Origin of the sequence: Dokdonia sp. Hel_I_63 (assembly GCF_007827285.1) — a bacterium.
In the GTDB taxonomy this organism is placed as follows: Bacteria; Bacteroidota; Bacteroidia; order Flavobacteriales; family Flavobacteriaceae; genus Dokdonia.
Window position 1 is genome coordinate 1,217,672 of sequence record NZ_VISD01000001.1, and the last position, 23,288, is coordinate 1,240,959.

The window sequence follows — 23,288 nt, forward strand, 5'->3', positions numbered from 1 at the left end:
ATTTGGGATTGCAAGATAGTAATAACTCGTTAAAGTGCAAGCATTTTACGATGTCGAGCCCAAAAAAAATTCGTTTGTTATGGTTAACTCATTAGTAACGGCGCTATTTATTCTTTATTATTGTCTTAAGTAAAAAAACTACAGTACAATTATAAGTTAATAATAAGCCGTACAGGCTTTCGTTATCCTACTAATGAAAACGTTACTCTCACTATTTTTAATATTTATAGGGATTTGCACATCTGCTCAGTCAGAGCAAATGGTTATAAACTGGGAAAATGCTTTAAAAATTACCCAGAGAGGTAGTGCTCTAGAAGTAATGAATCTTGTGGTAAATGATCAAGGTGAGTATACGTCTAGTATGCAGTGGGATGCTAGAAGTGCAATTGATCCCCAATCTTCAAAATTTGTTAATGTGAAATTAGAGACTGTTCCTCAGTCTTGGCTCAATGCCATTGATAAAAAGCAATTGTCTTCAGAGGTTAGCTATCAGTTTTATACATCAAAAGCGCGTAATACATATTATACTGTATTAGAAATCTCACCTTTTATAATAAAGAACGGTCAGGTTATGAGAGTGATCTCTGGTGATGTGATGTTCGCTTTCGCGAAAGCGCAACAACTACAACGAGCGTCTCTTGTAATAAGTAATTCGTTATTGGCTACAGGAGATTACTATAAATTTTATGTTGAAGAGTCTGGTATACATGCTATTGATAGAAGTTTTTTACAGAGTTTAGGGGTTGATGTAAACGGAATTAATCCTGAGCAGATAAAAGTGTATGGTTATGGAGGTTCTCCTTTGCCATTGCTTAATAGCGATAATGAGAATTTTGACCTTAGAGAAATTCCTATTCAAGTACTAGGAGGTGGTGATGGGACTTTTGATAATGATGATAGGATTCTCTTTTATGGCGAGAGTACAAGAAAATATCATGAAGAATTAGATACTCATATTAATCCATACGAGGATAGATCGTATTACTATGTAACAGTTACTGGTGTTAACGGTTTGCGTGTGAGTCCTTATGTAGAGCCATCTGGAGCTGCGGTTATCACATATGATACATATAAGGACTATCAATTTCATGAGGAAGATGAAAATAGCTTAGTAAAAATAGGTAGACGCTGGTTTGGAGAACGATTTAGTTTTGAGAATGAGCAATCATTTGATTTTAATTTTGAAAATGCAGTCCCGGGACAAACAGCCACTTTGAGAGTAGAAGTGGCAGCTACATCAGAAAGTGTAACCTCTTTTGATGTGCTCGTTAATGGTGCTTCTGTGGGATCTGTAAATATTCTTGCGATAAGTGATATTGTGCTTGCTAGAGGTGGTTCTCTTGATATTGAGGTGCCTGTATCTGGTAGTGAAATGGTTGTGACACTCATTTATAATAATAGCGGTAATCCATCTAGTGTGGGATACCTTGATTTTATAAGTCTCGATGTAGACTCACAGTTAAGCGGTACTGGGAATCAATTTACCTTTAGTAATCCAGATGCAGGTATGCAGTCAGGAGTAGGTGCGTATTCATTAAGTAATATGCAAGGCTATACTCAAATCTGGGATGTAACCGATCAAACAGCGATAAGAACTTTGGAAGTAGACGGGGCGCAGAATGTCTCATTCAAAAGTTTACTGGGTACAGAAGAATCATTTGTGGCAGTTCACCCATCTGATTATTTGACACCTTTTCGCGAAAGCGGAAATACCCAGTTATCTAATCAAAATTTGAAAGGGACTATTTTTCAAAACAATAGTGGTGATTTTGAAGATGTGGATTACTTAATGATTACAGGTAATACATTATTGTCTCAAGCGGAAAGACTAGCGCAACATAATAGAAATTTTAGAGGACTCAATGTAAAGACAGTTACACTTGAGCAAATTTATAATGAATTTGGAGGTGGTAAAGCAGATATTGGGGCGATTAGAAACTTTATAAAATATGTCTATGATAATGCATCATCAGAGGTTGGAAGATTAAAATATGTGTGTCTTTTTGGCGATACTTCGGTTGACTATAAAAATCGTATTTCAGGGAATAATAATGTCATGCCTACTTATCAAACGTTTGATAGTTTTAGTCTAGTGCGTTCTTTTATGAGTGATGATTTCTACGGTTCACTAGATCCATCTGAAGGAACAATGATTGCGTCAGATAAGTTAGATGTGGCTGTAGGGAGAATTATTGCCGATTCGCCTAGTCTTGCCTCCACCGTTGTTGATAAAATTATTAATTACGATGCTCGTGAATCTTATGGTCGCTGGCGTAATAATTTTGTGCTGGTATCTGACGATGTAGATGAGGTTTTTGAATTTGCTCAGTTGCAAGGTACTTTAGATAATCTTGGTGATCAAATAAGTGTAGAGAAGCCTTTTGTAAATGTTATAAAAATACATAGTGATGCATTCCAGCAGCAATCGTCTGCCGGTGGAGATAGATATCCTCAAGTAAACGAAGCCATTGAAAATGCCGTTGAGGTAGGCTCGCTTGTGGTGACGTATCTAGGTCATGGAGGTGAAGAACTTCTCGCAGCCGAAGCTATAGTGACACAAAACGAAATTAACAACCTAGATAATGGCGGGCGTTTACCACTTGTAGTAACTGTTACCTGTGAGTTTGGAAAGTTTGACAATCCTGAACGTCCTACGGGAGGAGAAGCATTGTTTTGGAATGCCGATGGTGGAGCAGTAGGTCTGGTGACGACTACGAGAGAAATCACAGTAACCCTCGGAGTTAATTTCAATAACTCACTAGTAGAGCAGTTGTTTTCCTTTGGTACAAACGAAGTAAAAAGTGTAGCCGAGAATATTAGAGCTTCAAAAAATGGAATATCAGATCCGCTACGTAGGGTGATTTTCTTTGTAGGTGATCCAGCGATGAAGCTTGCATTCCCTAAGCCAGACATACAGCTATCTGCAATTAATGATGTGCCAGTAGGGGCTGAGCTTCCTGTGTTAAAGGCGCTTGACCTTGTTAAGATAAATGGTCGTGTAACCTCACAAGGAGGTCAGACGCTTACAGATTATAATGGCACACTAGCTGTTACTTTGTATGACAAACGTATAGATAGGCAGACGCTGGGTAATGATGGTGTGGTAATAGGTGGAGAGCTCGCAATTATGGATTTTACAACACTGGGTGCTATTCTTTACAGAGGACAGGCATCGGTGACAAATGGTAATTTTGAATTTACATTCAGAATGCCACGAGATACTGCAATACCGCTAGGTAATGGTCGGCTTAATTTTTATTCAGAGCGACTAGGTGTATTAGAAGATCAGACAGGTGTAGATGAAACTATCATTATAGGAGGACTTAACGAGAATGCCCCAGAAGATAATTTAGGCCCTAGGATTAAATTATTTATGAATGATGAAAACTTTGTAAATGGAGGTATCACAAACGACTCTCCTATTATACTTGCAAAGCTAGAAGATGAAAACGGGATTAATACCGCTAGTGGTATAGGTCATGATATTGTGGCAATAATAGATGGTGACGAGACGAATCCTATTATAATGAATGACTTTTATGAGACAGAGGTAGATGACTTTATGAAAGGGACTGCTGCTCGTAAGATTAGAAATTTAGAGCCTGGACCACATACCTTGTCATTCAAGGCTTGGGATGTATACAATAATTCATCTACGGCAGAACTGCAGTTTGTGGTGCTGGGGGATGAAGAGTTAGAACTCGAAAATGTGCTTAATTATCCTAATCCGTTCGTAAATTATACAGAATTTTGGTTCAATCATAATCGCCCTTTTGAGCCTCTTGATGTGCAGGTTCAAATTTTTACGGTCAGTGGTAAAGTGGTGAAAACCATAAATCAAACGGTAGTGACAGAAGGGTTCTTGTCACGTTCAATTACGTGGGATGGTCTTGATGATTTTGGTCAAGCAATCGGAAAAGGAGTATATGTATATAAGATAATTGTTAAATCTACGTTAACTAACAAGCGAGTGGAGAAAATAGAGAAGCTCGTGATCCTCTAATCATAATCATAGAAAAGTCTATATTTGTTTTAAATGCCTCAACATATGAATAAAGTTTTTACAATATTAGGAGTAGTTTTTTGTAGCGTGTTTGCTACTAGCGTTCAAGCGCAAGATCAACCTAATACTATTACAACGGCAGTACCATTCTTAGTTATAGCGGCAGATGCTCGCGCTGCTGGTATGGGTGAGCAAGGAGTTGCTACCAGTCCAGATGCGTACGGAGTTCAATGGAATCCTGCAAAACTAGCATTCCTGCCTAATCAACATAATGTAGGTATTAACTACACGCCTTACTTAGGTAACTTAGTAAATGATATAGGAATACTTCAAGCAGTCTATGCAAATCGTATTGATGACCGTAGTGCTTTTGCTTCTAGCATAAGATATTTTAGTCTTGGTACTATTAATACTCGAAATGATGCGCAAGATCCAGGTCTTGATGTAAAACCTAATGAATTTGCAATTGATGCAACGTATGCACTTAAGCTTGATGATCAATTCTCTATGGCTGTATCTGGGCGTTTCTTACAAAGTAACTTACGTATACAGCAGTTAGATCAATTTGCAGACGCAAGTCCTGCTAGTTCTTTTGGAGTTGATATTTCAGGATATTACCAATCTGAAGAGCAGGTGTATAGCAATTTTGATGGTAGATGGAGAGCAGGTTTTAATATTTCAAACATAGGGCCTAAAATCAAGTATGATGATGCTGGACAAGAAAATTTTATCCCAACTAACCTAAAGTTAGGTGGTGGATTTGATTTTATATTGGACAGTTATAATAAGATTTTTGTAGGTCTTGAATTTAATAAGTTACTAGTTCCTACACCACCTATTCGTGGTCGAGCAGATACTAATGGTGACGGGGAGATCACGCAAGATGACGACGTCGTGATCTTAGCAGGTCAAGATGATGATGTAAATTTCTTCTCAGGAATCTTTCAGTCTTTTGGTGATGCGCCAGATGGATTTAGTGAAGAGCTTAAGGAGGTTACTTGGTCTCTTGCTACAGAGTATACTTATAACGATGTTTTTGCGTTGAGAGCTGGTTATTTTAATGAAAGTGATATTAAAGGAGCTCGTAAATTTGCGACACTAGGAGCAGGTTTCGAGTTTAATGCGATAGATGTAGATCTTTCTTATCTTTTCTCAACTGGTTCTGTTATTAGTCCTCTAGAAAGTACACTCCGTTTTGGACTTACTTTTCATTTTGGTGATGAGTACGACGAGTATTAAAACATGATATTTGCGAAAGCGAAAAAAGCTTATGAAAAAAATAAAAATTGAATCGTTTCTAGATGTGTACCCTTCAAAAGATGCACTTCCAGAAGCGATTTCATCATTAATGGATGCTGCCTTTGAAGCAAGAGAAAAGGCATATGCACCATATTCAGACTTTTTAGTAGGAGCTGCATTGCTTCTAGATAATGGAGTCGTAGTTACTGGTAATAATCAAGAGAACGCCTGCTATCCTGGCGGTTTGTGTGCTGAGCGTACAGCTATTTTTTATGCATCTTCACAATATCCTGATGCTGTAATGGTGTCAATGGCAATAACCGCGAGAGCAAAGGATAAGGAAACCACGGTGCCTATTCCGCCATGTGGTATCTGTAGGCAAGCAATTGCAGAGTACGAAATAAAGCAGAAGTCGCCTATATCACTCTATTTTATGGGTGAGCGGGGAGAGGTTTTAAAGAGTGATTCTTTAGAAAATATACTTCCCCTATTGTTTACTGCAAAATATCTATAGTATCTATTGAGCCTTGTGAGGCCCAGTATAAGTATTAAAGTAAGCTGTTGTTTTTGTGTTGAGTACGCTTTCGCGAAAGCTTAAAAAACCTATTATAAATCTACGAAACCGTTTGCGTAACTTTTCCTTGCATTCAATTTTACCATATCTTCTTAATTGGTTATTTTTGTTATTCGCTCAAAAATGTGCGGCATTTATACGCTTTTAAATGAAAAAGATAACCAAAGAAACATACCTTAACTGGTACGAGGAAATGCTCTTCTGGCGCAAGTTTGAAGATAAGCTAGCTCAAGTATATATACAGCAGAAAGTCCGCGGATTTCTTCACCTATACAATGGTCAAGAAGCAATCCTTGCAGGTTCATTGCATGCAATGGATTTATCTAAGGATAAAATGATTACGGCATATCGTAATCACGTACAACCTATTGGTATGGGGGTAGACCCAAAACGTGTGATGGCAGAGCTTTTTGGTAAAGCAACAGGTACTTCACAAGGTCTTGGAGGTTCTATGCATATTTTTTCTCGTGAGAAAGGATTTTACGGAGGTCACGGGATTGTAGGAGGACAGATACCTTTAGGGGCAGGAATGGCTTTTGGAGATAAGTATAATAAAACTGGAGCGGTAACACTTTGTTATTTTGGAGATGGTGCAGCTCGTCAAGGATCTTTACATGAAACGTTTAACATGGCAATGCTTTGGAAACTTCCAGTAGTATTTTGTGTTGAAAATAACGGGTATGCAATGGGAACATCTGTAGCTCGTACTGCAAACCATGAAGATATCTGGAAACTTGGATTAGGGTATGAAATGCCTTGTGGTCCTGTAGACGCTATGAATCCAGTTGCAGTAGCAGAAGCTATGGATGAAGCAATAGAGCGTGCTCGCCGTGGTGATGGACCTACATTTTTAGAACTTAAAACATACAGATATAGAGGGCACTCTATGTCTGACGCTCAGCACTATCGTACTAAAGACGAAGTAGCAGAGTATCAAAAAATAGATCCTATTACTCAGATTAAAGAAATTATTCTTGAAAAAGAATATGCAACAGAGGAAGAGATTAAAGTTATGGACAAGCGAGTAAAAGCACGTGTGGCAGAATGTGAAAAATTTGCAGAAGAAAGTCCGTTCCCAGATGTAAACGTGATGTACGATGTAGTGTACGATCAAGAAGAATATCCATTTATACCTCATAGACTTTAAGTTATGGCAGAAGTAATTAACATGCCGCGTCTAAGCGACACGATGGAAGAAGGAACAGTCGCTACTTGGCTTAAAAAAGTAGGAGACAAAGTAGAAGAAGGAGATATCCTTGCCGAAATCGAAACAGATAAGGCAACTATGGAGTTTGAATCTTTTAATGAAGGTGTGTTATTACACATCGGGATTGAAGAAGGTCAAACTGCAAAAGTTGATGTTCTTTTAGCGATCATAGGTGAAGAAGGAGAAGATATTTCTGGATTATTAAATGGTGGTGACGCTTCTGCGAAAAGTGGAGAAGACGAAGCATCATCTTCTGATGAGAAAAAAGAGACTGCATCTCAAGATGAAACTAATGACGCATCTTCTGACGAAGAAGAATCGGCAGATGATGGATCAGATATTCCTGAAGGAGTTGTCGTAGTGACAATGCCACGTCTTTCTGATACAATGGAGGAAGGAACAGTTGCAACTTGGTTAAAGGCTGTAGGTGATAAAGTAGAAGAAGGAGATATCCTTGCTGAAATAGAAACCGATAAGGCAACTATGGAGTTTGAATCATTTCAGTCTGGCACATTATTACATATAGGTATTGATGAAGGTGAGACAGCAAATGTTGATGCGCTTCTAGCAATTATAGGTCCTGAAGGAACAGATGTTTCTAGTGTGGTTAAAAGTGGCGGAGCTAATAAAAAAGAGGCTCCAAAGAAGGAAGAAAAGAAAGAAGCCCCAAAAGCTGATAAAAAGGCAGATGCTCCAAAGGCAGCCCCAAAAAAAGAGAATAATACAAACTCTGCTTCTGGATCTTCAAAACCTGCAACAAATACTACTGGAGGACGCATATTTGTGTCTCCACTAGCAAAGAAAATTGCAGACGAGAAAGGAATTAATCTATCTCAAGTAAAAGGATCTGGAGAAAACGGACGTATCGTTAAAAGTGATGTAGAAAACTTCACACCTAGCGCTAGTCAATCTTCGGGAGCTGGGGTGCAGCAATTTGTTGCAACAGGAGAAGAAAGCTTTGAGGAAATTGAAAATTCTCAAATGCGTAAAGCAATCGCTCGCGGACTTGGTAAATCTAAATTTACAGCGCCTCATTACTACTTGAACGTTGAGTTCAACATGGAGAACATGATGAGCTTCCGTAAGCAGTTTAACGCATTACCAGACACAAAAGTTTCTTTTAATGATATGATTATTAAGGCAACGTCTATTGCTTTAAAGCAGCATCCTCAAGTAAACTCTCAGTGGTTTGATGATAAAATGCGTCTAAATCACCATGTACATATTGGCGTGGCAGTAGCAGTACCTGATGGTCTTGTTGTTCCTGTAGTAGAATTTGCAAACGAAAAGTCATTACAGCAAATTAATGCTGAGGTTAAAGTACTAGCTGGAAAGGCTCGTGATAAAAAACTTACGTTACCAGAAATGGAAGGTTCTACCTTTACAATTTCAAATTTAGGAATGTTTGGTATCACAGATTTTACTTCAATTATCAATCAGCCTAACTCTGCTATCCTATCTGTAGGAGCAATTGTAGAGAAGCCTGTGGTAAAAGATGGAAAGCTTGCTGTAGGACACACAATGAAGCTTACGCTTGCTTGTGATCACCGCACAGTAGATGGTGCAACTGGAGCACAGTTTTTACAAACGCTTAAAACGTACATTGAAAACCCAGTATTAATGCTGGCTTAGTCAATAATAAATATAGAATGATAAACCCACGCAAATGCGTGGGTTTTTTTATCTTTAGCTTTATGAAAAATATCTTAGTATTAGTAGGAGCCCTTGTCTTAGTGGGCTGTGGGTCACCCGCTCCTTTAGTAGGTGTAAAAGGTGAAAACGTGAGTACTGCACCAGCGAGCCAAGTAACGATGGTGATGCCAGACATCAAAAAAATGAAGTCTGTAAAAAGCACGATGGAGTTTCTAGCTTCAGATGAGCTTCAAGGTCGTGATACGGGAAGCAAAGGAATTGAGATGGCTGCGCAGTTTATAGAAGCGCGCTTTAAAGATGCTGGAATAAAACCTTATTTTGAGAATTATCGTGATCCATTTGACGCAAATGGTGTTGAGGCATTTAATATTGTAGGCGTGCTGGAAGGAAATGATCCTAAGCTCAAAGATGAGGTAATTATCATAGGCGCACATTATGATCATATTGGTACCGCAAAAGCTGATGGTGATGATACCATAGCAAATGGAGCAAATGACAATGCTGCTGGAACAACTACAGTACTTGCACTTACAGATTATTTTACTAAAGCAAAGACTAATAAACGTACTATTATATTTACACTATACTCTGCCGAAGAAAAAGGACTTTTAGGGTCAAAAGATTTGTCTAGTAGACTTAAGGCTGCTGGTATTGATCTTTATACGATGATAAGTATTGAGATGGTAGGAGTGCCTATGGTAGGTAAAGATCACTCGTTATATGCTTCAGGATATGAGAAATCTAACTTTGCAGAAAAGTTTAATCAATATGCAGGTGAAAAGGTTATTGGTTTTCTTCCAAAGGCAAAAGAATTTAATCTTTTCAAGCGTAGTGATAACTATCCTTTCTTTTTAGATTTTAATATTCCTGCACATACTATTTCTTCGTTTGATTTTACAAATTATGATCACTATCATGGCGTAGGTGATGAAGCAGATAAAATGGATATCGACTTTATGGAAGGACTTATTAAAAAGTTAATCCCAGGGATCACGGGAATGGCAAATAGTCCTAACAAAGAGATTAAAATGAACTAATGAAAAGAATCATAATTACAGGTACGAGTAGAGGGATAGGTTTTGAGCTTGCTAAGAAGTTTGCAAAAGAAGGGCACCAAGTACTTGCCCTTTCGCGAAAGCATACTCCTTGTGCAGATTTAAATTTACAGAATCTCACTGCTTTTCCATTTGATATTACAGACCAATCACATTTTCAAAAAGTCATAGATTTTATTGAAAGTGATTGGGAAGGAGTAGATGTGCTCATAAATAATGCGGGCGCTTTACTTAATAAGCCATTTGCAGAGACTACCGTTGCAGATTTTGAGATGATATACAAAGTAAACGTGTTTGGCGTTGCCGAGTTAACGCGTACGGTACTTCCATATATGACAGCTGGTGCACATGTAGTAACGGTGTCTAGTATGGGCGGAATCCAAGGAAGCATGAAGTTTCCAGGCCTTGCTGCTTACAGCTCAAGTAAAGGAGCGGTTATTACATGGAGCGAACTCTTAGCTGAAGAATACAAGGAACAGAGCATAGCATTTAATGTACTTGCTTTAGGAGCTGTACAAACAGAAATGCTAGAAGAAGCATTCCCTGGGTATGAAGCGCCATTGACGGCAATACAAATGGCAGATTATCTATCTAATTTTGCGTTAACAGGAAATCAATTTTACAACGGTAAAGTATTGCAAGTTTCTGCTAGCACGCCGTAAGTAGCAAGTAATTTTAAAAACGATTTATAGTTGACGTGGTAGAAGTCCTCAAGAAATATATCCCAGAAAGAGCGGCTGCTCCAGTTTTTGCATTAATAAAGGAACATGCTGTTTATCTCAAGATTGTAAATGAGCGAGTAACAAGGCATGGAGATTATAGAATACTGGCAGATGGACAGCACCAAATCACCATAAACGTAAGTCTTAATCAATACAGGTTTTTAGTCACTTTAGTGCATGAGATAGCGCACTTAGTTGCTTTTAAAAAGTATGGGAGAGCGATAAAACCTCATGGTAAAGAATGGAAACATACGTTTCAATTCTTGATGTTACCCTTTATAAGGCCAGAAATCTTTCCAGCAGATTTATTACCTTATCTAGCAAGGCATTTTAAAAATCCTAAGGCGAGTAGTGATACTGATGCTCATCTTTCTGTAGCACTAAAGAACTATGACCCACCTAGTGATAAAAATTATATATTTGAATTACCCATGGGATCTACATTTCAGATTTATAATGGGAAGATATTTAAAAAGGGTAAAAAACGTGTAAAACGTTATGAATGCATAGAGGTAAGTACAGGTAGAACATATCTATTTCAGCCTAATGCTGAGGTAGACATCATAGATTAGAAATTATGGAAAATACTAAGAATTATTACGCATTGTTAATGGCGGGAGGTGTAGGCTCTAGATTTTGGCCTGTGAGTACTCAGGCTTTTCCAAAACAGTTTCATGATATGCTTGGCACCGGGGAAACCTTGTTGCAAAAAACATTCAACCGTCTAGCTAAGATTGTTCCAGAAGATCAAATTTTAATACTTACAAATACAGATTATAATGATCTTGTAAAGGAGCAACTACCTAATATTAAACAGAAAAACATTGTACTTGAGCCTGCAATGCGCAATACAGCGCCTTGTATACTTCTTTCAGCCTTAAAGGTGGAAAAAGAAAATCCTGATGCGGTGATGGTCGTAGCTCCTAGTGATGCGTGGATAGAAGATGAAGACGCCTTTGTAGAAGATCTTCAGAAGGCTTTTGATGCAGCTCAACAAGAAGAAACTATAGTTACTTTAGGTATACAGCCTAGCTTTCCAAATACTGGTTACGGTTACATAAATTATGATAAAAGTGATAACGCTTTCGCGAAAGCGGTAAAACGTTTTACAGAAAAACCAGACTACCCTACTGCCAAAGAATTTGTAGCAAGTGGAGAATACCTCTGGAATGCAGGTATGTTTATATGGAGTGTAAAAACTGTCGTAAACAGTTTTAAGTCTTTTTTGCCGGATATGTACAGTTTACTCAATGAGGGTAATGCGGTGTATAATCTGCCAGAAGAGCAAGATTTTATAAATGAAGCGTATCCCAAAGCAGAGAATATAAGTATCGATTTTGGAGTGATGGAGAAGCATCAAAATGTAAAAGTAGTCCCAGCAACTTTTGACTGGAATGACCTAGGTACTTGGGGATCTCTCTATGATAAAATGGAAGGGACTTCTGGAAAAGATGCCGTTGTAAATGCGCGTATCATCGCAACAAATACCTCAGGAAACATCATTAGAACTGCTAGTAATAAAGTGGTAGTAGTAGACGGACTTAAAGATTATATTATCGTCGAAAAAGAAGATGTTCTCGTTATTGTGCCTAAAAGCAAGGAGCAAGACATCAAAGAAATACGCAACGAGGTGCAGTCTAAATTTGGTAATAACTTAGGATAGTGGAAAACAAAGATAATATAGGGGCAAATCCAGATCCAAAGCCCAGCGAACTCAATATTGATCCTAACGAGGATATGAGAGACGAGGCAAAGGGTCTCTGGCAAAGCATAAAAGATTTCTTAAGTGACCTTCTTGATATAAGAGAAGATACAGATCGATCTACCACGGTAGAGGCTATTCGTAAAGACATACCTTTTAAGGGTCATAACGCGTGGATTCTTATTTTTTCCATTTTTGTTGCGAGTATTGGACTCAATGTAAGTAGTACCGCTGTAGTGATAGGGGCCATGCTTATAAGTCCGCTTATGGGACCTATAGTCGGTATAGGGCTTTCTATAGCTATAAATGACGCTATCATGATGAAGCGATCATTTGTAAACCTTGCAGTGATGATAGTGCTAAGTGTGCTTACAGCTACCTTATATTTTAGTTTATCGCCGGTTAAAGAAGTCACACCAGAATTAATGGCGCGTACTTGGCCTACTATATTAGATGTGTTTATTGCAATTTTTGGTGGTCTTGCGCTTATTGTAGCAAAGACCAAGTCTGGAACCATAGCGAGTGTAATTTTTGGAGTTGCAATTGCTACCGCCTTAATGCCACCATTGTGTACCGTAGGATATGGTCTTTCTCAATCCATAATAGGAAATAGCGAAGGACTTTACTGGGCGTTAGGAGCATTATATCTTTTTTCTATTAATGCCGTGTTTATCGCACTAGCTACATTTACCGTATCAAAACTTCTCAAATTTCCGTTAGTTAAATATGCAAACCAAAAGACTAGAAAGCGTACGACGCGTATGGCAACTCTTATTGCTGTATTAGTTTTAGTACCTAGTGTTTGGACATTTTTAAGATTGCTTAATCAGCAAATTTTTATAACTAAAGCAAAGGCTTTTGTTACAAATACTATTAAATATGAAGGTGCAGAGATTGTAAAAGAAACAGATGATGCCGACAATAGACGTGTAGATCTTTATCTTATAGGGAAGCTAGTCCCGCAAAATCTCATTGCTCAATGGGAGGATGAATTTAAGAAGACTGAAGACTGTGAGAATTGTACCCTAGTTGTACATCAAGGCGCAGATCAAAGTGGCGAACTTGCAGCAAGATTAAGTACAGAGGTGCGCTCTGGTATTCTTGAGGATTTATATGTAAAAAATCAAGAAGCAATGACTTCTAAAGATGAGCAAATTCGTCTTCTTGAGAATGAGGTGACCCAACTTCGTGGGACAGCCTTACCATTTGCATCTATGCGCAATGAGGCAAAAATTAATTATGATGGGCTTAAAAGATTTGGTTATGCTACAGAGATTACTACAGACTTTTCTGGTGGTATTGATACCTTAACGGTAGTTCGAGTAGAATGGGCAGATAGCTTGTCTCAAAGCGTAAGAAATAAACAGCAGCAAAAACTAGGGCAATGGATAAAAGAGCGTTTTAGTCTCGATACTGTAGTTGTAAATGGTAATGTTTGGAGAAAGAAATAACATCACTGTTCTTTAGTGTATAAGACAGTTTCTTAAATACCTAGGTAAAATATTAAAGCGCTATAATTCTTTATAATGGCGCTTTCGCGAAAGCGTAACAATTAAGAGTTTTGTGCTTCTCTTACCATTTTAAATAGGTTTGAGGAGTACACAAAATTTGTAACGTCTTTATTATCTGTTTTAAAAATTTCATCTTTCGTTCCTTCCCAGGCTAAGTGGCCTTTCTGAAGGTACACAATATGATCTCCTATTTCCATCACAGAGTTCATATCATGCGTATTAATGATGGTTGTAATATCCTGTTCTATGGTAATCTCTCTAATAAGATTGTCAATTACGGTAGCAGTATTAGGATCTAGTCCCGAGTTAGGCTCATCACAAAATAGGTATTTTGGATTGTTTACAATAGATCTAGCGATAGCTACACGCTTTTGCATTCCTCCAGATATTTCTGAAGGTAACTTATGATTTGCATTTTCTAAGTTTACGCGGTTTATAACCACGTTTGCTCTCTCAATGCGTTCCTTCTTTTTCATCTTTGTGAACATCTTGAGCGGGAAAGCGATGTTTTCTTCTACAGTCATAGAATCAAACAAGGCGCTGCCTTGAAAAACCATCCCTATCTGCTCTCTAAGATCACGTTGATGCTCATCATCAAGTTCTGAGTATGGATTACCATCGTAGATTATTTGTCCGCTGTCGGGCTTAAAAAGGCCTAACATCGTTTTTAAGAATACAGTTTTACCAGATCCAGAAGTGCCTATAATAAGATTAGTCTTACCAGATTCAAACTTGGTTGAGAATCCTTTTAAAACTTCGTTGTCACCAAATGACTTTCGTATTTCTTTTACTTCAATCATCTAGCTTAGTAATAATTGGGTGGTTATAAAATTCAATAGTATAATCGCAACACTTGTCCATACGAACGAAGTTGTACTCGCTTTTCCTACTTCGAGAGCTCCACCTCGCATAAAATACCCATGATATGCAGGGATGGTAGCTAGTAGAAAGGCAAATAAGAACGTTTTGAAAAACGCATAGAACAGTTGGAAAGGTATAAAGTCTTGTTGAAGTCCAGATAAAAAGTCATTACTTGGAGCAAAGCCTCCATATACTGCGGCTGTATAAGCACCTATAATTCCTAAAAACATCCCTATTGCAATAAGGAATGGATAGATTAACATCGCAACAATTTTAGGAAATACTAAGTAATTAAGAGAGTTGATTCCCATAACTTCTAGTGCATCTATTTGCTCTGTAACACGCATAGTACCTATGCTTGAAGTTATAAATGATCCTACCTTACCAGCCATAATAACAGATACAAATGTAGGAGCAAATTCAAGTATAATAGACTGTCTTGCAGCAAAGCCTATTAACGATTTTGGCAATAGCGGGTTGTTTAAGTTGAGTGCCGTTTGTATGGCAACAACAGCGCCTACAAAGAAGGATATAAATGCAACAATACCTAATGACCCAATGATTAGATCATCAATTTCTTTAAAAATGAGATCACGAAGAACCTTGCCCTTTGTAGGTTTTACAAAGGTGTTTTTTATCATTAAGAAATATTCACCTATAGAGTGTAGGTACGACATTGACGATGTTTAAGTGGCTAATGTAGGTATTAATACGATTGTTAAAATAGTATTTAAGATAGGTTTATGACTACTGCTGTTTTAGTAATTTCTTCATTTTAGCATGAATAGCAGTATTCTCATAGATTCCCATGAACTCAGAAGCGCCAGGTCCGTAAGCAAAAACTGGTACCATCGTAGCACTGTGTCCACCTGTAGAAAATGATGGTTCTATCGTGTTATAATCTCCCGCTTTTGATGCTAGTGTAAATCCACCCGTTTCATGATCTGCAGTTACAATAACGAGTGTGTTGCCATCCTTTTCAGCATAATCAAGCACTTGACCTATCACTGTATCAAAGTCTATAAGTTCGCTTATTAAGTACTCACTATCATTATTATGTCCGCCCCAGTCTACTTGAGAACCTTCTACCATTAAGAAAAAACCTTTCTTATTTTGAGAAAGTTTCTTGATGCCAAGTTTAGTAGCGTCATACAAGAAAGAACCACGACCATCTAAAAATTTAGGCATCCCACTGTCTGCAAGTAAGAAACCATAGTTTTTATCTTTTTTTAATGAAAGCATAGGATTGAGTCTATCTAAGTACATTTCATAGCCCTTAGATTCGAGTGTTGCTACGAGATTATTTCCATCTTCTCTATTTTCAAAATATTTGCGTCCTCCACCAGCAAAAAAGTCAACGCCAGAGTTGATGATATCTTCGGCAATTTCTAACTCCATCTTTCTAAACTTTTGATGGGCATAAAAACTTGCAGGAGTTGCATGAGTGATGGTTGAAGTTGCTATAACACCTGTAGCAAAACCTCTTTTTTCTAGATCTTCAAGAATAGTTGGTGCAGCGATGGTGTCTGTATTAACTCCAATGGCTCCATTATATGTTTTTAAACCTGTAGAAAAAGCCGTAGCTCCACTAGCCGAGTCTGTAATCAAATCACTTGCCGAAGAAGTTTTAATGAGTCCTATCGTTTTAAAACGATCATAATTAGACGGCTGCGTATTATAATATTGACTAGCAGAAATCTGGCTCAAACCAGTACCATCTGCTATCATAAGTATAATGTTCTTAGGTTTTTTATTTTGTGCTGTACTGCTTACAGATGCACAAGATATGGTCATACCTATTACACATAGCGATAGATATTTTGATATTGACTGTATATTCATTGTAGTAAAGATTTAAGCAAAAGTAATTAATGTCTCAATGACAATTTTAAAGATTAGGTTAAGAATTAGACACCAAGCTTAGATCTTATTCCTTTCCATCGTAAGTTTCTTATAAATGTGCCTTCTTGTGCACTTACAAGGTGATCTTTTTTAGATCGCTTTGCGCGAAAATATCCACGCAAATAATCCTTAGTTAAAAGCAAGTTCCCTTTGCGATTTGCTAACTTGATTGACGCTATCAAAGTAAGCCAAAAGCCGTATCTCATTCCATAGAATGCTTCTCCTTGTTTAAATTGTGCTGCTTTGTTGTAGGTATTGCCTGTTGGTTTCAGGTGTTTTACATGCAGGGTGTCGTTTGTTATAACCTGCCAGTTATAATATTTTGCAAGAAGCTCATCGATGGTGTCCCACCCCATTGCTGGTTTGAGACCTCCTATTTCTTTAAAACATTCTTTTCTATACGCTTTAAGTGCGCCGCGTATGTGGTCTTTGTTAGTTAGGTTTTCAAGAACCCAATCTTCATCTTTTTCTACATAGCAAAATCCTCCAGCCATTCCGATGCGAGGATTTTTTTCAAATTCATGAGCAATGGTCTCTAGGTAATTCACTGGAAAAATAAGATCTGCATCAAATTTGCAAAAGATATCATAGTCTTCATCAAGCGTGTTTATACCTTTTTGAACGGCTTGTATTACTTTACTGCCGGGTAGATGTATATCGCTGCTGGTTGTATTGAGAAGTTCTATGAAGGAGTGCGCTTTCGCGAAAGCGGAAATTATCTTCTCACTGTTATCTGTACTTTGGTCATTGACCACAACTACCTTTTCAGGAAGCAATGTTTGTGCAACTAAGGAGTCTAGCGTTTGTTTTATAAACTCGGCCTCATTGTGACAAGGTATGACGATGTAGAAATTCATTATGACTTGCGTTCGGCGTAAATCAGGTAGTAGCGCGGAGTAAAGATTCTCAATAATGGTCTAATACCTACTTTCTTAACGGGATTTGTAAACTTCTCACGTTTTTTAATTTCCCATCCTGCTTTTTCAAAAAGCCAGTCAAATTGCCAATCTTCAAACTCATGGTAATGTCTATCCCACATATCAGTCTTGGAACGATAGGCAGGGGAGAACCATAGTTTTAAAGGGATACTCGCTACTATTTTATCTGCCTTTATATCTTGCAGGACATTAAAAGGTGCGAGTAGATGTTCAAAAATCTCAAACGCAGTAATCACCGTTGCATCTGCTTGTTGTACAGCACTCGTGTCTATATCTAGATCTTCTCCCGATGTATTTTGTACTGTATATCCTTCTCGTTCCATAAAATCTACAAATGGGTTACGCACACCGAGATCAAGAATTTGCTCATTTGTGTCAGGAATTACTTCCTTGAGAAAATTGATTGTGTGTTTGTATCGTTTGTTTGGAAAAGTGTTTTCGTACACGTTTAATGATAATTTACAGTTAGTAACACTTAAAAAAAAGAGGGTGCTTGTCTCTAAATTAATAGCGATATACCATAGCGTTGATGTTCATTCCAGCACCTACACTTGCAAAAATAACGACATCACCTTTGTTGATTTCGTGATTTTCTAGAGCTCCTTGACGTACTAAGTCAAATACTGTAGGAACCGTAGCAACAGAGCTGTTACCTAGTGTGTTGATGCTCATAGGCATGATATGCTCAGGCATTTCTAAGTCGTGAAGTTTGTAAAAACGACTTACAATTGCCTCATCCATCTTCTCGTTTGCTTGATGGATAAATATTTTCTTTACATCAGCAATTGTACAGCCACTATTTTCAAGGCATGTTTTCATGGCTTGAGGTACTTGTGTAAGCGCAAAGTTATAAATCTTGCGACCATACATTTTTATGTACTTAGTTTGCTGTTCTGCTTCGGTGTTATAAGAAGATCCGTTAAAAAGGAAATATGCCTCATCATAAGTAAATGTAGCTGTCTCAAAAGATAATATTCCAGTATCACTATCATCTTGCTCGATGATAGATGCTCCAGCACCATCACTGTAAATCATACTGTCTCTGTCGTGATCATCTACCACGCGAGAAAGCATCTCAGTACCAATCACAAGACATTTCTTGGCCATTCCTGCCTTGATATAGGCTTGTGCTTGAATCACACCTTCTATCCATCCAGGACACCCAAAAAGAATATCGTAAGCAACACACTTTGGGTTTTGTATACGTAAGTTGTGTTTAATACGTGATGCAAGACTAGGTACAATATCACTAAAGTTTGATCCCTTTTGCACATCACCATAATTGTGAGCACAGATAATATAGTCTAGTGTTTCAGGGTCTACTCCTGAGTCTTTAATAGCTTTTAGGGCTGCTTGCGTCCCCATGTCTGAGGATTGCATACCAGCAGGTGCATAGCGTCGTTCTGAAATACCAGTAATGGCTTTAAACTTTTCTATGATGATACCATTTTCAGATTTAATGGCAGAGCCATCCATATTCAAAAATTGATGTTTTTGAAAGTTGTCATTTTTTGTTACGACTTCTGGAATGTAGCTGCCTAAACCTGTTATCTTAATTGCCATATAGGGTATTTTGTAAGGAAGTAAAGTTAATGAAACAGAATGGGATTGCCCGATGTCATAACTGTTCCTATTTATTTTGTGAAATCCATAATAATTAGCTCTTTTTAGCTACTTATCAGCGAGAACTTTACCGTTATTAAATTAATCTTGATGTATGTATAAAATAGCAAAGGTCAAAATGCTAGATTTTGACCTTTACTTATGAGATCATCTCAATTTTGACGATGTTTTTATCAAAATAATAGATGTTTCAATAATTGTGCATTTATGCTTCCATGTATTCCTCAATAGGAGCACAAGTACATATTAAATTACGATCACCATAAGCGTCATCTACACGACGCACAGTAGGCCAGAATTTATTTTCTGCAACATAGCTTAGCGGGTAAGCGGCTTTCTCTCTAGAGTATGAGAACTCCCAAGTATCTGCAGTGACCATAGCTAGTGTATGCGGTGCATTTTTCATAATGTGGTTAGGCTCATCAGAACTTGCTGTGTCAATTTCCTTTCTAATAGAAAGCATTGCTTCACAAAAACGATCTAGTTCTTCTTTGCTTTCACTTTCTGTAGGTTCTATCATCATAGTTCCTGCTACTGGGAAAGAAACCGTAGGAGCGTGGAAACCATAATCCATAAGACGCTTTGCGATATCTGTTACTTCGATACCATGAGCTTTAAATGGACGACAGTCTATAATCATCTCGTGTGCAGCACGACCGCGTTCTCCTACATATAAACATTGGTAAGCGCCGTCAAGACGCTCTTTGATGTAGTTTGCATTAAGAATAGCATACTCAGTAGAGTGACGTAATCCTGGCTCACCTAGCATAGTGATGTATCCGTAAGATATAAGACATGCAAGTGCAGATCCCCATGGAGCTGCGCTTATTGCAGTAATGGCTTGCTCACCACCTGTAGTAATTACTGGGTTAGTAGGTAAGAAAGGAACTAGTTGCTTTGCAACACATATAGGTCCTACTCCTGGGCCACCTCCTCCGTGAGGAATAGCAAACGTTTTGTGTAGGTTTAAGTGACATACATCTGCGCCAATTGCTCCTGGATTTGTAAGGGCAACTTGTGCATTCATGTTTGCACCATCCATATATACTTGACCACCATGCTCATGTATGAGTGATGTGATTTCTTTTACAGCGCTTTCATATACTCCATGCGTAGATGGGTATGTGATCATAAGTGCCGCAAGGTTGTCTTTGTGCTTCTCTGCTTTTTCACGTAAATCATCTACATCGATGTTTCCGTTTTCTAGTGCTTTTGTAACTACTACTTTCATACCAGCCATTACTGCACTTGCAGGATTGGTTCCGTGTGCAGATGATGGGATAAGGCAGATGTTTCTGTGGCTGTCTCCACGAGATTCGTGGTATGCACGTATTACCATCAGTCCGGCATACTCTCCTTGAGCGCCAGAGTTAGGTTGTAATGATGTACCTGCAAAACCTGTAATCTCCGTAAGTTGATCTTCAAGTTTTTTAAGCATAGTCTGGTATCCTTCTGCCTGATCTAATGGTGCAAATGGGTGCATATTCCCCCATTGCGGATCAGAAAGTGGTAACATCTCAGACGCTGCATTAAGCTTCATTGTGCAAGAACCTAGGGATATCATTGAGTGATTTAATGATAAATCTTTACGTTCTAGTTTTTTGATGTAGCGCATCAATTCTGTTTCAGAATGATAGGTGTTAAATACTGGAAGCTGTAAGAATGAAGTCTCACGAGCTACACTTGCAGGAATCGCGTTTCCTTCGGCAATTTCAGATACAACGATAGTTTCTTTTGAGTACGCTTTCGCGAAAGCGGAAATGATATCATTTACATCTTGTAAGGTGGTAGCTTCATGTATAGAGATTGCCACGGTCTCTGCATCTGGGTAATGGAAGTTGATTTCCATTTCTTGTGCTACGGCAGCTACTTTAGCAGCATCTGCTTTTATTTGTATGGTATCAAAATAACTCTCGTTTGTTTGATACAATCCTAGTTGTTCAAGTGCATCTGCAACAGTAGCTGTAGTGTTGTGAACCTTATTTGCTATATTTTTTAATCCTTCTGGACCGTGATATACACCGTACATTCCCGCCATAACAGCAAGTAATACCTGAGCAGTACAGATGTTTGAAGTTGCCTTATCACGTTTGATGTGTTGCTCACGCGTTTGAAGCGCCATACGCAGGGCACGCTTACCATCAGTATCTTTTGTTACTCCAATGATACGTCCTGGGATGCTTCTTTTATATTCTTCCTTAGTAGCAAAGTATGCTGCGTGAGGACCTCCGTATCCTAATGGAATACCAAAACGTTGCGTAGTACCTACTACCACGTCTACTCCAAATTCTCCTGGAGCGCGCAGTTTTACAAGGCTCAATATATCTGCTGCTACAGCTACTTTAATATCTGCTGCATTTGCATTTGCTACAAAATCTGCGTAGTCAAATACTTTTCCAGATACACCTGGATATTGTAAGATGGCTCCAAAGAACTCTTTAGAAAAATCAAATTCTTCGTGATTTCCTACTACTAATTCAACACCAATTGGGGTTGCACGTGTTTGTAATAAAGAAAGCGTTTGAGGTAAAATCTCTTCAGATACAAAGAATTTATTTACGTCTGCCTTTTTCTGATCACGGCTACGTACAGAAAACAGCAATGCCATTGCCTCTGCAGCTGCGGTAGACTCGTCAAGTAAAGATGCATTTGCAAGCTCCATACCTGTAAGATCTGTGATCATGGTCTGGTAGTTAAGCAATGCTTCTAGACGTCCTTGAGCAATCTCTGCTTGGTAAGGCGTGTAAGCCGTGTACCATCCCGGGTTTTCTAGAATATTACGCTGTATTACCGCTGGTGTAATCGCTTGATTGTATCCTAGACCTATAAAAGATCTAAAAACTTTGTTTTTATTAGACAGTGCTGTGATATGTGCAGCAAACTCATGCTCGCTTAGCGCAGGGTCTAGCGTAAGGTTGTTCTCAAGTCTAATGTTATCAGGAATAGTCTCAAATATGAGTTGCTCGATAGTTTCAGCGCCTACGGTTTTAAGCATCTCAGGAAGATCACTTCTACGCGGGCCTATATGGCGTAATGCAAACGAATCTGTATTCATCGTATTGAATATTTTTAGGTGTCACAAAAATAAGGCAACGAAATCGATTTTTACGACTTATTTGCCTCATAGCGAGCTAATGTTTTCAACGGAAATGCAACCTTATTAACAGTTGTAGTATTTTTGTCTAATGCAGTTGTTTAAACGTGTTTTTGACTTTTATATAAACAGTAGTATCCACGTGAGCTTAGCCGTGGTTGCATTAGGGTGGGTGACTTGCTTGTCTTTAGACATAAACGTTAATTACGAGTTGCTTGCGTTTTTATTTTTTAGCACAGTGACTGGCTATAATTTTGTTAAATATGCTGAAATAGCTGGTTTACACCATCGAAGCCTAGCAAAATCATTAAAATCAATACAAGTTTTTTCTGTTTTTTGCGGAATTGGGATGATTGTAACGGCATTTTGGCTCCCACTAGAAGTGTGGGTGGCTTGTGGTATTTTGGGGTTAATCACGCTACTGTATGCAGTTCCATTTTTTCTCCCAGCAACAAGCACAGATAATAATAAGGGGAATTTGAGGAGCATCTCTGGTGTAAAAATTTACATCATAGGTCTTGTATGGGCAGGAGTGACGGTGTTATTACCAGTTTTAGAGCATGGCCTCTCCATGCACTGGGATGTGTGGGTGTTATTTACACAGCATTTTCTTTTTGTAATCGCTCTCATGATTCCATTTGAGATAAGAGATACGAGTTATGACCTCGCCTCTTTACGTACGCTTCCTCAAGTAGTAGGCATAAAAAAAGCCAAAATCATTGGTGTGATTTGGCTTTTCTTATTTTTAATTCTAGACTTTTTAAAGTACGACTTATCTATGCCGATGTTAACTACACACTTAATTATTGTAGCAGTGGTAGTAGTTTGTATCACGCTTTCGCGAAAGCGTACTTCAGCTAAGAGTTATTTTACATCCTTTTGGATAGAGGGAATCCCGCTACTTTGGTTAAGTCTAGCGTTGTTATTTAATTATTTACTTGATTAAGTTGCTCTTGAAGGCGTTGCTTCATGAGTTCTTTATCAGACATAGAAACTGTTTCTACCGATGGATTTTTTATTGCTTTACTAAGCTTTCCATTACGAGAAGAATATTTTCTACAAGCTCTACAATAGATAAGGTGAAAACTTAATTTTATTTTATCTATTAATGAAGCCTCGTTATACTGGTTCTTGTCGCAGATGTGGTTAGCCTCTTGACATTCAGTTTTTAATTTCATTTTTTTACTTTTAATTATTCTAGATA

At 38.1% G+C, this 23,288-nt stretch carries 19 protein-coding genes; 11 read left to right on the forward strand and 8 right to left on the reverse strand.

Annotated features, from left to right (window positions below; translation table 11 throughout):
• Window positions 1-193: 193 nt before the first annotated feature.
• The 10 genes from porU to JM84_RS05430 all read left to right on the forward strand — a co-directional run bounded on the left by porU (window position 194) and on the right by JM84_RS05430 (window position 13,606).
• Window positions 194-4,003 carry a type IX secretion system sortase PorU gene (porU, locus tag JM84_RS05385; RefSeq protein WP_144783101.1) on the forward strand — a complete coding sequence of 1,270 codons (3,810 nt, stop codon included), beginning with the start codon at window positions 194-196 and terminating at the stop codon, window positions 4,001-4,003.
• Between the two features lie 45 nt (window positions 4,004-4,048).
• Complete coding sequence (porV, locus tag JM84_RS05390; RefSeq protein ID WP_144783103.1) at window positions 4,049-5,242, forward strand: type IX secretion system outer membrane channel protein PorV; 1,194 nt, start codon at window positions 4,049-4,051, stop codon at window positions 5,240-5,242.
• A gap of 31 nt (window positions 5,243-5,273) precedes the next feature.
• A complete protein-coding gene (locus tag JM84_RS05395) occupies window positions 5,274-5,756 on the forward strand; it encodes a cytidine deaminase (RefSeq protein ID WP_013750070.1) in 483 nt (160 codons plus the stop codon).
• Window positions 5,757-5,964: 208 nt separating this feature from the next.
• Complete coding sequence (gene pdhA, locus JM84_RS05400; protein WP_013750069.1) at window positions 5,965-6,963, forward strand: pyruvate dehydrogenase (acetyl-transferring) E1 component subunit alpha; 999 nt, start codon at window positions 5,965-5,967, stop codon at window positions 6,961-6,963.
• Between the two features lie 3 nt (window positions 6,964-6,966).
• Window positions 6,967-8,655: a pyruvate dehydrogenase complex dihydrolipoamide acetyltransferase gene (locus tag JM84_RS05405; protein WP_013750068.1), complete on the forward strand. Its 1,689-nt coding sequence runs from the start codon at window positions 6,967-6,969 to the stop codon at window positions 8,653-8,655.
• A 62-nt stretch (window positions 8,656-8,717) separates the two neighbouring features.
• The gene (locus tag JM84_RS05410) at window positions 8,718-9,713 is read left to right on the forward strand and encodes a M28 family peptidase (RefSeq protein ID WP_041295776.1); all 996 of its coding nucleotides are present in this window, start codon (window positions 8,718-8,720) and stop codon (window positions 9,711-9,713) included.
• Complete coding sequence (locus JM84_RS05415) at window positions 9,713-10,393, forward strand: SDR family NAD(P)-dependent oxidoreductase (RefSeq protein ID WP_013750066.1); 681 nt, start codon at window positions 9,713-9,715, stop codon at window positions 10,391-10,393. The genes JM84_RS05410 and JM84_RS05415 overlap by 1 nt, the downstream gene beginning before the upstream one ends.
• A gap of 35 nt (window positions 10,394-10,428) precedes the next feature.
• Window positions 10,429-11,025, forward strand: a complete 597-nt coding sequence (locus tag JM84_RS05420) for a SprT-like domain-containing protein (RefSeq protein WP_013750065.1) — start codon at window positions 10,429-10,431, stop codon at window positions 11,023-11,025.
• A gap of 5 nt (window positions 11,026-11,030) precedes the next feature.
• Window positions 11,031-12,116, forward strand: a complete 1,086-nt coding sequence (locus tag JM84_RS05425; RefSeq protein ID WP_144783105.1) for a mannose-1-phosphate guanylyltransferase — start codon at window positions 11,031-11,033, stop codon at window positions 12,114-12,116.
• On the forward strand, window positions 12,116-13,606 hold the full coding sequence (locus tag JM84_RS05430; protein WP_144783107.1) for a DUF389 domain-containing protein: 1,491 nt from the start codon (window positions 12,116-12,118) through the stop codon (window positions 13,604-13,606). The genes JM84_RS05425 and JM84_RS05430 overlap by 1 nt, the downstream gene beginning before the upstream one ends.
• 101 nt (window positions 13,607-13,707) lie before the next feature.
• Here the strand turns inward: JM84_RS05430 and JM84_RS05435 are convergent, their stop codons facing one another.
• The 7 genes from JM84_RS05435 to gcvP form a co-directional block, all read right to left on the reverse strand.
• Complete coding sequence (locus JM84_RS05435; protein WP_108878004.1) at window positions 13,708-14,466, reverse strand: ABC transporter ATP-binding protein; 759 nt, start codon at window positions 14,464-14,466, stop codon at window positions 13,708-13,710.
• Window positions 14,467-15,204 carry an MlaE family ABC transporter permease gene (locus JM84_RS05440; protein WP_144783109.1) on the reverse strand — a complete coding sequence of 246 codons (738 nt, stop codon included), beginning with the start codon at window positions 15,202-15,204 and terminating at the stop codon, window positions 14,467-14,469.
• A gap of 70 nt (window positions 15,205-15,274) precedes the next feature.
• Window positions 15,275-16,369, reverse strand: coding sequence for an alkaline phosphatase (locus tag JM84_RS05445; RefSeq protein WP_144783111.1), 1,095 nt, complete (start codon window positions 16,367-16,369; stop codon window positions 15,275-15,277).
• 65 nt (window positions 16,370-16,434) lie between these two features.
• Window positions 16,435-17,286 carry a glycosyltransferase family 2 protein gene (locus JM84_RS05450; protein ID WP_144783113.1) on the reverse strand — a complete coding sequence of 284 codons (852 nt, stop codon included), beginning with the start codon at window positions 17,284-17,286 and terminating at the stop codon, window positions 16,435-16,437.
• Window positions 17,286-17,813, reverse strand: coding sequence for a methyltransferase (locus tag JM84_RS05455; RefSeq protein WP_013750058.1), 528 nt, complete (start codon window positions 17,811-17,813; stop codon window positions 17,286-17,288). The genes JM84_RS05450 and JM84_RS05455 overlap by 1 nt, the downstream gene beginning before the upstream one ends.
• A gap of 58 nt (window positions 17,814-17,871) precedes the next feature.
• Window positions 17,872-18,930, reverse strand: coding sequence for a 3-oxoacyl-ACP synthase III family protein (locus tag JM84_RS05460; RefSeq protein WP_144783115.1), 1,059 nt, complete (start codon window positions 18,928-18,930; stop codon window positions 17,872-17,874).
• A gap of 265 nt (window positions 18,931-19,195) precedes the next feature.
• Entirely contained in the window at window positions 19,196-22,045 is a 2,850-nt protein-coding gene (gene gcvP / locus JM84_RS05465; RefSeq protein ID WP_144783117.1) for an aminomethyl-transferring glycine dehydrogenase, read from the reverse strand.
• Window positions 22,046-22,175: 130 nt separating this feature from the next.
• Here gcvP and JM84_RS05470 point away from each other — a divergent pair, with 130 nt between their 5' ends.
• Window positions 22,176-23,030 (forward strand): hypothetical protein, encoded by an 855-nt coding sequence (locus JM84_RS05470; RefSeq protein ID WP_144783119.1) that lies wholly within the window; start codon window positions 22,176-22,178, stop codon window positions 23,028-23,030.
• Here JM84_RS05470 and JM84_RS05475 read toward each other — a convergent pair.
• Window positions 23,011-23,262: a hypothetical protein gene (locus tag JM84_RS05475; protein ID WP_013750054.1), complete on the reverse strand. Its 252-nt coding sequence runs from the start codon at window positions 23,260-23,262 to the stop codon at window positions 23,011-23,013. The two genes, JM84_RS05470 and JM84_RS05475, sit on opposite strands and share 20 nt — an antisense overlap.
• Window positions 23,263-23,288: the final 26 nt, after the last annotated feature.